Raw genomic sequence first — 14581 nt, 5'->3', positions numbered from 1 at the left:
CATTTGGACAGATTTTACTTTTTGGCCAGGCTTTTTTTATACTCCGAAGGGCTTTGCCCCGTATGCTGTTTAAAAATCCTCGAAAAATGGCCCTGATCAGAAAAGCCGGTCAGGTAAGCAATCTCCGTGAAGCTGTGGGTGGTGGTCCCCATCAGGTTAATGGCTTTTTCAATCCGCATTTTCCGGATATAATCGCCAAAACTCATATTCTCAAAATATTTGGAAAACTCCCTGGATAAATAAGCAGGGTTGATTTCCAGCTCTTCAGACGCCTGTTGCAGGCTCAGGCTCATATTGGTATCGATTTGATCCTGGATCATCTCTTTAAGTTCCTTTGTCCAGGACGGCGGTTTTTTATCTCCTTTAGTCTTGAGGTACTGGTGGTAAACCTCTATAAGCCTCTGTTCAACAGGTCCATCTGTATGCTTTTGTTTATGGAGGTATTTGGCCCAGTTGTATAGTCCGTCGTAGATCACCATGCCTAATGCCAGGAGTTGCTGATCATCGGCAATATCATGTCTTAACCCCGAAAATATCGCTTCCAACCCGGCTGATTGCGGCGCAAAATCGTGACGGTCTGTATCCGCGGCCCTGATTATCGAGGCAAGCCGGTTTAAAGCTGCATCTTTTAACTGGTGTTTTTTAAGGAAATAATCAAAGGTGCATTGATTTTCGTAATGGGTATATTCTACATTGGGAATATCAAAGGGGATAGCATCCAGCTCAGCTGCCTTCGCCAGCACTTCTTCGTAAGGAACGTAGATGATTTCACCTTCAGGATCAATGAAGCGTTTGATGAGCCAGGGGCAGGCAATACGGTCAATTTTAGGACGGGCACGCGTGATCCATTTCATAGTGGATCAAAGTTAAAAATCTAAAGCATATTAATGGCGCCCCCATTCCTATAATCGGCAATGGGTATAATTGTGATCATCATTATACCCATAAGATTTTTTCAGCTACCAGAAATTATGGTTTTGTTATTCCGCTATGCGCATCGGCCAGGCGCTCTACCTCAACACTGGCTAATATAAATGCGCCGACACCTTTAGCATCGTTAGTTATTACCTTCTCGCTTAAATAATACTCGTAACTCCCATCCCGGTATGGTTTCCCTCCAAGCCCCGATACACTCACCGTGCCGTTAAGGTTCAACTGCCCATTTGCATCTGTTTCAATAAACTTTTTGATAATTCCGTTATAGCCTTTTTGAATGGAGGGTAAATAGGTTGGTTGTAAGTATCCCTGCCTCACCGCTTTTGCCATGGTGTATACAAACATACATGATGCCGATGCTTCCGGATAATTCCCTTTGGCGTAACCTTTGTCAAGTACCTGGTACCACAAGCCAGAATTTTCATCCTGATATTTAACAATTGCCTCGGCAAACCGGTTAAGTATTGCCAGTAACTCCACGCGTTTGGGATGCTGCGCCGGAAAATAATCAAGCACATCAACCAATGCCATCCCATACCAACCCATTGCCCGGCCCCAAAAATTAGCCGACTGACCGGTTTCCGGGTTAGCCCAACGTTCTTTTTTACTTTGATCCCAGCCATGATACAACAGCCCGGTTTTTGTGTCGCGGGCTTTTTCTTCCATCAGGATAAATTGCCTGGCTATATCATTAAATGCGGTATCTTCATGAAAAGCAGCAGCATATTCGGTATAAAAAGGCTCACCCATATATAAACCGTCCAGCCACATCTGGTTTGGGTAACGGTTTTTATGCCAAAAGCCTCCCTCGGGTACACGCGGTTGTTTCCGCAGTTGTTCACGCAGCAACGTTGCCGCTTTATAGAATTTTTGGTCATCCAGCACTTTATATAACGTCAACAAATTACGGCCGCACAATACGTTGTCTATATTATAATCAGCTTGCCGATAGGTGCGGATATTGCCGTCGGGCGTAACATATCTGTCCATGCATTGCTGTATATAGGTGAAGTATCTTTTGTCGCCTGTTTGTTGCCACACGCCTTCTATACCTTTCAAAATCACTCCCTGGTCATAAGTCCACTTGTCGCCGGTTGTCAGGCTATCTTTCCAGATAGTCATAACCGTTTGTGTCATGCGCTGCGAATAAGGCTGCTTGTTTTGAGCCTGTAATATCAATGAACGCTGTGCAAGGATGGCAATAATAAGCAGGCACCTTTTTATAAGCTGATCACTTCTCATACGAATTCATTTTGGTGATGATAAACCAACCGGATCATCTTCATTTATTTTTATTTGTTGCTGATTTACAATTAATGGATACTGGTTCCAATATATGCCCACACAACGTGTTAATTATTAGGCGTTACCCTAAACCAATCTACATCAGCATAACCCGAATCATTGATCTGGCTTGTACGCGTACAAAACAAGCCAATCTTGGCCCCAATCCAACGGCCTGCCTCGGCCGTAAATGGCCTGCCGGTACTTTTATAATCTATTCCATCGATGCTGTAGCTGAAGTTACATACGGCATTCTTCGTTACTTTAACACGCAGGTAAACAGTTGGTGACGATAGCTTCGTAATCACTTCCTCCAGCTCCTTTTTGCCCTTATCTGCTTCCGTACAAGTAGTAAATACCAGGTATATGCCATCTTTTTTACTTTGCATGGCTATATTAGCGTAGCTGAAACCCATAATGGTAAGTCCCGTTTTTTCACCCTCCAGCTTTAAGTTAGGCGTAAAGGTGATTTTGGCAGTAGCCATAAATTCATCAGCCGGAAACTTTTGTAACAGCACATTTGGCGTAAACCACAGGTTAGCGGGATCATTTGGGGGTTGATAACTATAAAGGCTCAAAACGCCTTTATTGGTGTTCATAAACATCCATACGGGCTTTGCGTTAGCCATCCATTGCCATTGTAAGCCTGGAGACATGGTATTAAATTCGTCACTTTCCTGCGGAGTGCTCACCGGAAAGATTTTACCAACATTGGGCTTTTTATACGTTAATACCGGTTCGCCTTTGCCATCACCATCCTTATCCACACCAATAACAGGCCAGTCATCCTTCCAGATCATTGGTTGTAAATGCACTACGCGCCCATAAACGCCCTTATCCTGAAAATGCAGAAACCAGTCTTCTCCGGTTGGTGTATCCACCCATGCACCCTGATGCGGGCCATTGATGCTACTTTTCCCCTGATCCATTACCACCCGCCGCTCATATGGCCCATAGATATTTTTTGAACGCAGCGCCAGTTGCCAGCCTGTGGTGACGCCCCCAGCCGGAGCAAAAATGTAGTAAAACCCGTTACGCTTATAAAACTTCGGGCCTTCTATAGTAGGGTCCATTTCATGTCCGTCATAAACAATCACGCCATCGTCAACTACCCTGGTTCCGTCATTATTTAATTTGTTTACAGCGATTACGCTTTTTATACCTGCCCGGCTGCCTGCAAAGCCGTGCACAAGGTACATGCTGCCGTCGCTATCCAGCAGCGGACAGGGATCTATTATACCTTTGCCTTCCATTACCATAACGGGTTTGCTCCAGGGACCTGCTGGATTTTTAGCTTTTACCACGCAAATGCCAAAATCAGGGTCAGGATAATAAATATAAAATTCGTCATGGTAATAGCGGATGGCGGGGGCCCAAACCCCATCGCCGTGCCGCGGTACGTCAAAATGATCAAAGGGAGGCTGCTTCAATAACGCGTAACCTAAGATGCTCCAGTTAACCAGATCTTTTGAATGCAAAACAGGCAAACCCGGAATTGCTTCAAAGCTTGAAGATACAAGATAGAAATCGTCGCCAACGCGAATAGCGTCAGGATCGGAATAATCGGCATTTATCACCGGATTTTTATAGGTGCCATTACCCTGATCTGCCACCCATACTTTAGAGATATAATTGGCACCAGTTACGGATAGTCCTTTTTTTTGCTGCGCAAGAACCTGTCCGTTTATAATTAATAGCGTAACGAACAGTAATTTATTTTTCATATAAAGGTTTAACATTTGAATGCACGATATGCGGGGTAAGTCCAAGTTTTAACGACCGGATGCCTGCTAAAACTATTTCGGCCATTTTCAGGGCTCCCAACTCACTAAAGTGCGTATCATCAGCCCGGCCTTCCGGATAGTTAATACTTTCTCCCGGAGTAAGGTAATTAAACAACTTTTTTGATCCCTCGGGCCCGAGTTTTTGCAATAAAGCCTGGCTTTCCCTGTCCAGGTCAATCAGCGGGACCTTTTGTTCTGCTGCCAGTTTACGCACTATGGCCGAATACACTTCATGTGTGCCAACTATGGTTCCTGTTGTATCAAACTTTCTTCGCGCTGCTGGTGTCAGCAATACCGGGTTTGCTTTTTTTTCCCTGGTTTCGCGGATGAACCTTGCTAAGTTATCCCCGAATCCCTGCTCATTGATATAGCTCTTTTTAGTAGGCACCTCATCATTATGGCCAAATTGTATAAATACATAATCGCCTTCCTTTAAACTGCCGATAATAGAACTCCATAAGCCTTCACTAATAAACGTTTTGGTGCTTCGGCCATTCTGCGCACGGTTGTCAACAACTACCGTACTATCAAAAAAAGCGCTGAAAGGCATTCCCCAGCCTGTCTCGGGAAATGCCTTTGGCTGCTTATTGGCCATTGTTGAATCACCCGCTAGGTATACGGTGGTATGGCCGGGAGTAATCAGAAAAGACATCAACAACAACGCGCTTATTAAAACACAAATAAATAATAAGCCTTTAATTTTAATATTACCACTCCTATACATCATATATCGTTTTTAGCAAAATGTTTTCTCTCCGGTTGCATGCTTATAGCAGGCTCAAAAATTATAAAAAGGGATCATTTATCAGATTCCTTTTATACCGTTTCAAATTAATTATAGCCCGGGTTTTGTTTAAATACATCTTTATTGGTTACGGCATCAATTTGTCCCTGAGGTATGGGTCGTACCAATTCATATGGCTTGAAATTGGCTGCGGCGTCCGGGTTCATAGCCTGGATCCGGCTTGCCAATTTACCCGTCCGCTTCAAATCAAACCAGCGTAACTGTTCGCCGCCCAACTCACGTGCTCTTTCGTCCAAAATAAAATCGAGCGAAACCTGTGCGGGAATGATCTGCATTTCTGCTATATGACCAGGTTTTGCTGCCCTTGTCCTGAGTACGTTAATATAAGTTGCCGCGGTTCCCGGGTCGCCCAGGTTTAATTTTGCTTCGGCAGCAATCAGGTACATCTCGGCCAGCCTGATCACAAAGACATCGCGGGCACTTTGGGCCTCAGCCACACTTGCGCGTGTTGAATCTTTAAATTTCGATAAAGAAACATAAAACTTACGCTGAATAGGTACCCCATTTGATTTATATACCTTGGACAGGTCATAAGTAACGTATTTACTGCTCTGCGAGGCTGCAGGTATAGTTGCATTAGGGGTATAACAAACCGTATCGCCAACTTTAACAGCATTACCATTATAAGTACCTGCTTTGTTAGCATACCAAACACTCTGAAAGGAGCCGGCATAGCGTGAATCATTTTGCTGATCAAACATGTTTAAATAAGCTAAAGTGGGCATATACCTGTTAAACGGCCTTCCGTTTGGAATATCACGGACGAGCAGGCTTGAATTTACCTGGTCATAAACCATCAGGTATAGTAAGTGCCCGTTGTTTGAACCCCGATAGTGCCCGTTTGGATATGTTGCCGAGGTAAGATCATTATTGGCCAGGTTGGTTGAATAATCAATGGCCCAAATCACTTCCTTATTTTTCAGGTTCCCCATATTCCACAGATCAGCATATTTAGGCTGCAATACATAGCTATAGTTTTTAATCACATCATCGGCCATGTTAAATGCCTCGGCATTCATACCCCGGGTTAAGTACATCCGTGCTAAAAAAGCTTTAGCTACCGGCACTGTTGCCCGTCCATAATCGGTGGTGGTTGGAGTCAGGTTAGCTACTGCAAATGTAAGATCTTCAAATATCTGCTTATAAAAAGTCTCAACCGGTGTTTTATTAGCTTCTGTATTGGCACCTGCGGTTGGTTTGGTGGTAAAGTTTACACCGCCCCAGGTTTCAACAATATGCCAGTAATAAAATGCTCTTAAAAAACGCAGCTCGGCTTCGCGGTTCAATTTTTGGGCTGCCGTATAATCTGTAACGGCAGCAATCTGGGCTATGCCCGTATTGCATAAATTTACACCGGCATACAAGTTGTTCCACAATAAAGGCAGCGGGTCTGCGGTGCCTTGTAAATTAATATATTGAGTAAACATTGGGTATGGGTCGCCGGTACCGCTCGTCCAGATATCCGTTCCCATTTCAGAGGCCAGGTACCCTTCTTCCTTCCCATACCAAAACCGGGTATAGGTATAGGCTGCATTAACCAATGTTTCAAAACCTACCGCTTTGGTATAAACTGTTGTAGCGGTTAAATTACTGGGGTTATATTCTTCGAGCTTTTTGCTGCAGGCACTAAATAAAGTGGCAATGGCTATAAGCAGCAGCGCCCAACTTTTTAGTAAATTTTTCATAATATATTTTTTAAGATATTAGTATTTGTTAAAAAGAAAGGTTTACACCGGCCAGGAACAATTTAGTAAGTGGCCTGTCAAATGAACCACCGCCTTCCGGATCATAATCTTTTATCTTTGAGAAGGTCGCAAAGTTTTTGGCGCTCACATAGATTCTTAAATTAGACACATGGATGGGTTTAGTTACACTTGCGGGAAAGGTAAACCCAAGCGTTGCGTTCCTTATTTTAACATACGAACCATCTTTATAGCCCAAGGTTGAAGCAAATGGCTCTGATGCCTTTGTGATATTGGCACTTGGCCTTGGGTAGGCGTTTGTTGGGTTTTCCGGCGTCCAATAGTCTACATTGGCGCCATTTTCAATTCCATTAGGCTCATACTTCAATGCGTATTGAGATACGAACATCTGCCCGATACGTCCAAATACCTGCACATTTAAATCGAAGCCCCTATATTTAAAATCGTTGCTAAAGCCAAAGCTATACCTTGGGACAGCTGAGCCAAGTATTTTACGGTCAAATGTTGTGGTAAACTTTCCGTCATTATCTAAATCAGCAACCTTAATATCACCTGGCTTGTACCCATAAGTTGCAGCCTGGGCGGCTTCAGATGTTTGCCAGATACCTGTTTTTTGATAATCGTAAAAAGATACAACCGGGTAGCCTATAAACCAGCCATTGGCAAGGTCGTTCACACCATTTGGTAAATAAGTGATGCGTTCCTTATTGCGTGTATAGGTGATATTGGATGTCCATGTAAAGCTTTCTGATTGGATGTTAATGGTTTTCAGTGCAATCTCAATACCTGTATTACGACTTTTGCCAACATTGGCCAATGTTCTTTGCGCTCCTGTTGAGGCAGGTAATTGCTGTGGCAATAACAAATCCCTGGTGTGCGAATCATAATAATCTATAGTGCCCGAAACCCTGTCTTTATAAATTCCGAAATCTATACCGGCGTTTAAGGTTCCTGTTAACTCCCACTTTAATTGAGGGTTTCCGATATTGGGGTCAAGGCCATATGCTAACGCGGTTATATCGTTCCATGAAAATGGAATAAGCACTGCCTTACTTTGGGTTTGGTATGCGCTTACAGCAGCATTGCCGGCAACCCCATAGCTTAAACGTAATTTCAACTCAGAAAACACGTTTTGGGTTTTCATAAATCCCTCATCAACCACACGCCAGGCCGCGGCAGCCGAAGGGAAGAATGCCCATTTATTTCCCGACGACAATACGGATGAACCATCAGCACGCCCGGTGAGGGTTAGTAAATACCTATCTTTAAACGCATAATTTAAACGTAATGCTCCTGAAGTTAAATGTTGCCCAACGTAATTACTTGATATTTTTAAGTTAGACGGATTGTTTTGCAGCGCGTAGAAAGATTGGTCGGGTATTAATTGTCCGGTGCCTTGTGCTGCAGATTGGTCCATAACATTTGATTGATAACTGGTAACACCCGTTACAACTACGCTATGCCTGGCTATTGTCTTTTGCCAGGTAATAATATTTTCCCAAAGCAAATTAGTTTCGTTTGAATTGGTTACTGACGACAATGACCCTGAAGATAAGGCCCGGTTTATAGTATTGGCACTTTCAAAATGGCCGTTTCGTGAACCAGATAGTGTGATACCTAAATTTGACCGTATGGTTAAACCATTTATTGGCTTCCATTCTGCATAGGCGGTTGAAAGCAAATGAGTAATCTTGTTTTTATTTACAAACTGGGATGCATCATCATCAAAAAGAGGATTGGCCTGGTTACCGTTACCCGGAAATTTAGCTATACTACCATCTGCATTATACGGATTAAAATAAGGAATAATTTTATTGGCTATGGATAATACCCCATCGTTTCGAAGGTTTTGATCATAATAAGCAAGCTGACTTTGCAGCCCCACTTTAAAAGCTTTGAATAACTGGTGATCTATATTTAACCGCAGGGTATACCTGTTTGAGTAATCATTAGCGTATAACCCTTTTTCCTTAAAATAATCAAAAGAAAAGTAAGCTTTTGTTTTTTCACTACCACCGGAAACGCTGGCGTTATAATCCTGTTGGGAGCCTTTATACAGTAAAAATCCCGGCCAGTAATATGACAGGCCGCTTTGAACTGCAGCCAGATCGCCTGCACTGGTAAAAACTTTCGGATCGTCGGCAGGGGAATTCCATGTTCCGATAGTTCTGAAGCTTTCACGTTTCAGGTTTGCATATTGCGACCCTGTCATGGGTACCGGATAGCCTGCGACATCCGAAATTCCATAATATGAACCCGCGGCTACTTTCGGTTGCCCGCTGCTGCCTCTTTTTGTTGTAATTATAATTACACCGTTTGCTCCGCGCGAACCATAAATAGCGGTTGATGAAGCATCCTTTAAAAACTCCATTGATGCAATGTCGTTTTGATTGATATCTTCATAATTGCTGTACTGGATTCCGTCGACTATATAAAGCGGGCCGTTACCTGCAGATAGAGACCGGTTACCCCGAACAGTTACGCTTACATTTGCACCTGCAGCACCGCTTGTACGCACGATATCTACACCCGAAACCTTTCCCTGAAGCGCTTCCATAGGATTTGATGCCGCAACTTTGGTGATCTCATCCCCCTTAACAGAAACAACGGAACCGGTAAGATCCCTCTTTTTTACCGCGCCATAACCCACAATAATCACCTCTTCGAGCGATTTGCTTAAAGGAACTAAAGCCACCTTTAAAAAGGTTTTGCCATTAACACTCTGTTCTAACGGCCTGAATCCTAAAAAAGTAAATACCAATACGGTATTGGCATTGGGAACAGTAATGGTAAAATCGCCTGAAACATTAGTTGCTACACCGATATCAGTGTCTTTTATCCTTACCGATACACCAGGCAGGGGTTCGCCTTTTTCGTCGGTTACTTTGCCATTTATGGTTATTGTTTCAATTTGCCCATTGTTGCTCGCAGCAGGCCCTGCAGTTGTGGTATTAAACAAAATAATATTGTTGTCTATCTGGCTATACCCAATTCCCCGGTTGGCAAAAAGCTCGTCAAGGATATCCTTTACCGATTTGTCGAGGGAAGAAACGGTAACGCGGGTGTTGGGTGACAGGACATTGTCTTTGTATGCAAACCGCAAATTGGTTTGCTTTTCAATTTTTTTGATTACCGATTTTATCGTTTCGTTACCCACTTCCAGCCTGACATTGATCTTATCCAGCGATTGACCCTTGCTTGAGGAAGCTAAAAGCAATTGGCCGGAGACCAGAAATACCAACAGGATCATAAAACTGAATCGCATAACTTTTCGGAACGTGTTTAAAAATTGGCGTGCAGAGGCACCGGATAATGTGCACCATTGCTTAAACGCAAGAGTTTTTTTCATAACTTGCATTGGTTTTAATCGGTTAATAATAATTGGTTAAATACTTGCCCTGTCGCCGAATGATGTGAGAAGTCGTAAGCAACGGGGCTTTTTTAATCTGGAAGGTTTAAAGTATCAATGTTTCATAGGTTTTTTATTTAAGAGGTAAAAAATTGGTTATTATTCACAGCCGGAACCGGATAGCGTAACATCACCTTCCTTACTCCATTTATAGCTCAGATTATTCAGGTGCGATAATACTTTGACAACCTGTTCCAACCCTGTGGTATTTAAGAAGGTTGCGCTAAAACGGCAGCTTCCTATCTTTTCGTTATCAAGGATAACTTTTACACCATATCTTTCTGTTAAAACGGCCGCGGCTTCTTTCAATGTTATATGATCCATCACCAAATCGGTCTCTTTCCAAAGTACCGTTGTTTTGGCATTCAATATATCTATGGAAGATTGATTATTGATTTCGTTATAATTTATCTGATGATTGGGCAATACAATGCCTAAGGTTTTTTTAGGGGTTGATACTTTAACTTTTCCACGGGTTACCGTTACCTGGATCAAACTGCCTTCCGATTTAATATTAAATGCCGTACCTAACACGCGGGTTGTAATTTGCCCTGTATGCACCAGGAAAGGGTGAAGCGGATCATGCCTTACATCGAAATAAGCTTCGCCGGTTAAATATACTTCGCGGGTTTTCCCGGTGAATTTTGCCGGGTAATCTAAATGACTGTTCTTATTTAATGTCACTACGCTTCCGTCGGCCAGCTTGATCTCGTGCACATGGCGGACGGGGTTTGATAGTGTTACCCGGGCCTGCATGGGCATTGGTTTAGGCCTTGTGTGTAAAAAGTACAGGCCTGCGCATATTAACAATGCAATGGTAGCGGCAACCGAACGGATAATTGTTTTGGAGCTTCTTTTTTGAAATGAGTAAACGTTTTTTTCCTTTTTTACAATCTCAAGCAACTTATTGTATAAAACTTCCTGGTGAACGACTTCTGCGTCAGCATCAGGTTTCATTTCAGTATCGGCCCATAGTTTCTCCAATAAACCTTCAATTTCTGGCAAATTCTCCTCTTTGGCCATCAGCTCAAAAAGTTCGTTAAACTCTTCTGTAGTACACGAGGTGTCCAGGTATTTTTGAAATAAGTATTTTATGCGAAAAACAGAGGCTGTTGACATGCTGCACTTGGCTGGTTTAAAACCAATTCATATACATGACGATAAAAAGAGAAGAGAGGACTAATCAGATCTGAAAAAAAATAAAAAAAAACGAGATTGTAAGCAAGATGGATAGTTGACCGTGTTTTATAAACTCGCGCATTTTTTTTAAAGCAGTAACAATGTGATTTTTTACCGTGTTTTTTGACAGGTTTAGTTTATCAGCAATTTGCTCATGCGTAAGCCCTTCTTCCCGGCTTAAATTGAGTATCAATTGTTGCTGCTGAGTAAGCATTTGCAAACAATGTATCACATGCTGGTTATATTCTTTAAAATCGTGATTTGGGGCTGCAGTTGCCTGCTCATACTGCATGTGTTGGTTAAGGAGCTGCTGTATTTTTTTTTCGCGGGTGGCCGTACGTAAAAAGTCGAGTGATTTATTTACAGCCATCCGGTGAAGAAAAGCATCAACATTTTCTACTTCACTTAAGATCTCTTTAGCCGACCAGATCTTTACAAAAATATCAAGCACCAATTCTTCTGCAATTTCGCGAGACTTGACAACTTTATAAATATAGGCGAAAAGCCGGGGTTGGTTTTTTTGAAAAAATAATTTAAAAGCAAGCTCATCGCCCGATGACAGACGCTGGTGCAGCGAATTTGATATTTCGTCACCTATATCGGATGAACCCAAATTGTTAAACAAAGCAATATTATAATTGGAATCATAAAGTAACAATCTATTATTCAAATAATCAATAAGTAAGTGAATAAATGATTGTTTAGAATACAATTAATAACACGCTCTGTACCGGTCAACCAATACTTAAATGATGTATCGTAAATTATTGCTAATATGTTGATAATGGAATCTTAAGGTACCCTTCAGGCCTGTCCTGACTTCAACACCAGGGCATCCCCTTCAAACATGATTCCTGGCCAGCCATAGGCCATAAACTGTCGGATGTTCTGATGGTCTGTACCATCTGTATTTGCCAGTACGGCCCTGTAATGCTCTGCAAATAAATAAAGCGTATAAGGCTCACTAAGATTATTGAGTTGTGCAAAAGCGAAAACCCTGGCGCTGCCCTGGTTCTGAGCGGCTTCGTTATAAACATTGCCATTTTTAAATGCAGTTGGCTGATGCTCGTAATAATTATTAATAAATTCAATGACCTCATTAAATGTAACCGTACCCTCTTTTAGGGCCGCAAGTAGATCAGACAGTTGTTCTTTCATTAGGAAAATATTTTTGCGAAAATAAAATTTAAAAACAGTTATTGATGCAGGTGGTTGATTTCAATTGAAATTGAGATGGAGCCGGGTTAAAGGCAAAGACGATATCCGAACCCGGGGTACCGACCCGGGGCTTATAAGTTACATTACTCTAAAGTGCCCATACCGGAATCTCTTTTTGAGTATATCCCAGAACCCGTTCTTGCTTTGCGATAGCTGTAACCTATAGCCAGCCCTGGCCTTTCAGATAAGCAACAAATTGCGGGTTTTGCACAGAAAGCACGGGTAACCATAATCCTAACTTTTCCCGTTCCCAGTAAGGGCCGGCACCAGGCGTGGGACGGGCAAAACGGTAACGGTAAATGACAGCACGAATATAACGCGGTGGTTTTCCCGGGAAGGGATTTCCGGCAAATAAACCGACTACCCCCGGGTCATTATGCAATAGTTTCCAGGCCAGATGATATGTCCAGGGGTATTGATCGGCTGTGGACATTGCGGCAAACCACATCTGCCAGTCCAGTCTCAATTGGTACGGCGCCACCTGGCGGGGGGGCCGGTCGGGCGCTACAGGCAGCCCTTTGTATGGATAAGCTTTCCAATTTGCACTGTCGGGATTGAGATCACTTGTTCCTTCAAAAACCACGTTGTAACGTTCCCTTCCCACGCTGCCAAATGCGCCGTAAGTGTTCACGAGCTCTAACGGGTCAAACGAAGTATTCATAATTTGTTTGGATGATAAGAGATTGAATGCAGGCTGGATACTGAGCATCCCTACAATACAAGCCACTGCCAGCACCGTATATTGCATGGGCTGTGAAACCTCTGCTTCCAGTGCAGCTTTCGCAGCTTTGCGTACAAGTACGCCCGGCAAGAGTTTAGCCCAAAAACCATCATCAAGGCAAGCCAGCGCAGGCACAATAGTAAGCCAATTCAAAAAAGAGAGGTTCCCGCTCGAGAGGATTGCAAATTGAAACAAAATAATAACACTACCAGCGACGTGTCTGAATATTCGCGGGCCAAAAACAAACCAGGGTGCCAATAGTTCGGCCAGCCAATTGAACCAAACACCAAGGCGCAATAACGAATGTGGCAGAAAGTGAAACCAGCGGCTAAACGGTCCCGGTATTGGCTGGGTTTCAAAATAATAATACAATGCTGTTCCATTGCGCCACACAGCATCGCCACGATACTTGATCATTCCAGCACCAAACATAATCCTGAAGATGAGCCAGCGAAACAGGATGATAACCAGCAAAGGCGGCGGACGTTTGGGAAAAGGCCGCATATCCAGCAAAGGGCATAAAAATATAGCCAGAAAGCCGGTTTCTGCAAGTTGGATTTCCCAGCCATAACCATACCAGTCCTGTCCAATATGTACCAATGATAGATACAATACCCACAATACCCCATTAAAAACGCGTTGGCATAACCGGCCACAACAATCAGGGATAAAATTAAACCTGTCCATGAAACAAGCAGTAATGCCTGATCTGAATGCCAAAACCAAAACACTGAAGGCAGCCGCATAAACCCTGATCCTTTTGAACCCAGTGCTATACTTACCTGATGCAAATAATGATCAACCGGTAATAAGCCATTTGAGCCGACTAAGGGCAGTACCTGGTTTATAGCCACAAGGAACGCCACCGCGTAAACCGCACCCAGCAGGCGAAGAATCACAAAACGGCTGAGCCAGTATTGAGGTGTTGGGATATGTTCAAAGCAGTCTAACATAGTGACATGTATCTTAAAGTTACATAGATTGGGAGACTACAGATAGAAAATAGTTCATTAACAACCGGTTCCCTTCAATAAAAGTAGCCATGGCAATTAAATTTATATATTTATTACCTAAAGCTTAATTCTTAAAAAATGTCAAACAATAAAAAAAACTGGTATCAAAGACATATCGATTCCATGAACTTTGGGCAGCGATTGGCCGACTCTGTAGCGGCCGGCATGGGTTCATGGCGGTTCATCATCATTCAAACCTTAATTGTTGCATTGTGGATGGCGCTAAACGTAGTGGCCTTTATTGGTCATTGGGATCCCTACCCATACATTTTATTAAACTTGTTGTTTTCAACCCAGGCGGCATATGCGGCGCCGATTATCATGATGGCACAGAACCGCCAAAATGAACGTGACCGCGCCCAGGCCAATGAAGACTTCCGAACCAATGTGGAAGCAAAAAAAGAAATTGAAGAATTACAACTGCGCTTAAACGCCATTGAAGTAGACAAGCTCGACAGGATCCTGGCATTGCTTGAAAAAATGGATAAAGAATAATCCATAATCTCACAAACATGAAACCAACCACCTT

At 42.9% G+C, this 14581-nt stretch carries 11 protein-coding genes; 1 reads left to right on the top strand and 10 read right to left on the bottom strand.

All coding sequences use genetic code 11. From position 1 onward, the window contains the following. Nucleotides 1-14 precede the first annotated feature (14 nt). From DIU38_RS10045 to DIU38_RS10000, 10 genes are all read right to left on the bottom strand, one after another. Nucleotides 15-854, bottom strand: a complete 840-nt coding sequence (locus tag DIU38_RS10045) for a chromate resistance protein ChrB domain-containing protein (RefSeq protein WP_112652354.1) — start codon at nt 852-854, stop codon at nt 15-17. Between the two features lie 115 nt (nt 855-969). Beyond that, the gene (locus DIU38_RS10040) at nt 970-2178 is read right to left on the bottom strand and encodes a glycoside hydrolase family 88/105 protein (RefSeq protein WP_112652355.1); all 1209 of its coding nucleotides are present in this window, start codon (nt 2176-2178) and stop codon (nt 970-972) included. A gap of 110 nt (nt 2179-2288) precedes the next feature. After that, complete coding sequence (locus DIU38_RS10035; RefSeq protein ID WP_112652356.1) at nt 2289-3944, bottom strand: glycoside hydrolase family 43 protein; 1656 nt, start codon at nt 3942-3944, stop codon at nt 2289-2291. Continuing rightward, on the bottom strand, nt 3934-4656 hold the full coding sequence (locus DIU38_RS10030; RefSeq protein ID WP_112652540.1) for a rhamnogalacturonan acetylesterase: 723 nt from the start codon (nt 4654-4656) through the stop codon (nt 3934-3936). The genes DIU38_RS10035 and DIU38_RS10030 overlap by 11 nt, the downstream gene beginning before the upstream one ends. 179 nt (nt 4657-4835) lie before the next feature. Then, nucleotides 4836-6494, bottom strand: a complete 1659-nt coding sequence (locus DIU38_RS10025) for a RagB/SusD family nutrient uptake outer membrane protein (protein WP_112652357.1) — start codon at nt 6492-6494, stop codon at nt 4836-4838. A 28-nt stretch (nt 6495-6522) separates the two neighbouring features. Beyond that, nucleotides 6523-9861: a SusC/RagA family TonB-linked outer membrane protein gene (locus DIU38_RS10020; RefSeq protein ID WP_243770769.1), complete on the bottom strand. Its 3339-nt coding sequence runs from the start codon at nt 9859-9861 to the stop codon at nt 6523-6525. A gap of 159 nt (nt 9862-10020) precedes the next feature. After that, a complete protein-coding gene (locus DIU38_RS10015) occupies nt 10021-11040 on the bottom strand; it encodes a FecR family protein (protein WP_112652359.1) in 1020 nt (339 codons plus the stop codon). Nucleotides 11041-11104: 64 nt separating this feature from the next. Beyond that, complete coding sequence (locus DIU38_RS10010) at nt 11105-11725, bottom strand: RNA polymerase sigma-70 factor (RefSeq protein WP_167516134.1); 621 nt, start codon at nt 11723-11725, stop codon at nt 11105-11107. A gap of 179 nt (nt 11726-11904) precedes the next feature. Continuing rightward, on the bottom strand, nt 11905-12258 hold the full coding sequence (locus tag DIU38_RS10005; protein ID WP_112652361.1) for a HopJ type III effector protein: 354 nt from the start codon (nt 12256-12258) through the stop codon (nt 11905-11907). A gap of 220 nt (nt 12259-12478) precedes the next feature. Further along, entirely contained in the window at nt 12479-13726 is a 1248-nt protein-coding gene (locus tag DIU38_RS10000; RefSeq protein ID WP_208809228.1) for a lipase maturation factor family protein, read from the bottom strand. A gap of 404 nt (nt 13727-14130) precedes the next feature. Between DIU38_RS10000 and DIU38_RS09995 the strand changes: the two genes are divergently transcribed. After that, nucleotides 14131-14547, top strand: a complete 417-nt coding sequence (locus DIU38_RS09995; RefSeq protein WP_090525787.1) for a DUF1003 domain-containing protein — start codon at nt 14131-14133, stop codon at nt 14545-14547. Nucleotides 14548-14581: the final 34 nt, after the last annotated feature.

Source organism: Mucilaginibacter metallidurans (assembly GCF_003286435.2).
In the GTDB taxonomy this organism is placed as follows: Bacteria; Bacteroidota; Bacteroidia; order Sphingobacteriales; family Sphingobacteriaceae; genus Mucilaginibacter; species Mucilaginibacter gossypii.
Note: the sequence above shows the minus strand (reverse complement) of the source record. Positions and strands in the feature narration are given on the sequence as shown.

Excerpts from the sequence above, each read along its gene's own strand:
- DIU38_RS09995 (WP_090525787.1), top strand. The coding sequence starts at position 14,131 with ATGTCAAACAATAAAAAAAACTGGTATCAAAGACATATCGATTCCATG.
- DIU38_RS10030 (WP_112652540.1), bottom strand. The coding sequence starts at position 4,656 with ATGTCTTTTCTGATTACTCCCGGCCATACCACCGTATACCTAGCGGGT.
- DIU38_RS10020 (WP_243770769.1), bottom strand. The coding sequence starts at position 9,861 with ATGAAAAAAACTCTTGCGTTTAAGCAATGGTGCACATTATCCGGTGCC.
- DIU38_RS10000 (WP_208809228.1), bottom strand. The coding sequence starts at position 13,726 with ATGGACAGGTTTAATTTTATCCCTGATTGTTGTGGCCGGTTATGCCAA.
- DIU38_RS10035 (WP_112652356.1), bottom strand. The coding sequence starts at position 3,944 with ATGAAAAATAAATTACTGTTCGTTACGCTATTAATTATAAACGGACAG.
- DIU38_RS10040 (WP_112652355.1), bottom strand. The coding sequence starts at position 2,178 with ATGAGAAGTGATCAGCTTATAAAAAGGTGCCTGCTTATTATTGCCATC.
- DIU38_RS10045 (WP_112652354.1), bottom strand. The coding sequence starts at position 854 with ATGAAATGGATCACGCGTGCCCGTCCTAAAATTGACCGTATTGCCTGC.
- DIU38_RS10005 (WP_112652361.1), bottom strand. The coding sequence starts at position 12,258 with ATGAAAGAACAACTGTCTGATCTACTTGCGGCCCTAAAAGAGGGTACG.
- DIU38_RS10025 (WP_112652357.1), bottom strand. The coding sequence starts at position 6,494 with ATGAAAAATTTACTAAAAAGTTGGGCGCTGCTGCTTATAGCCATTGCC.
- DIU38_RS10015 (WP_112652359.1), bottom strand. The coding sequence starts at position 11,040 with ATGTCAACAGCCTCTGTTTTTCGCATAAAATACTTATTTCAAAAATAC.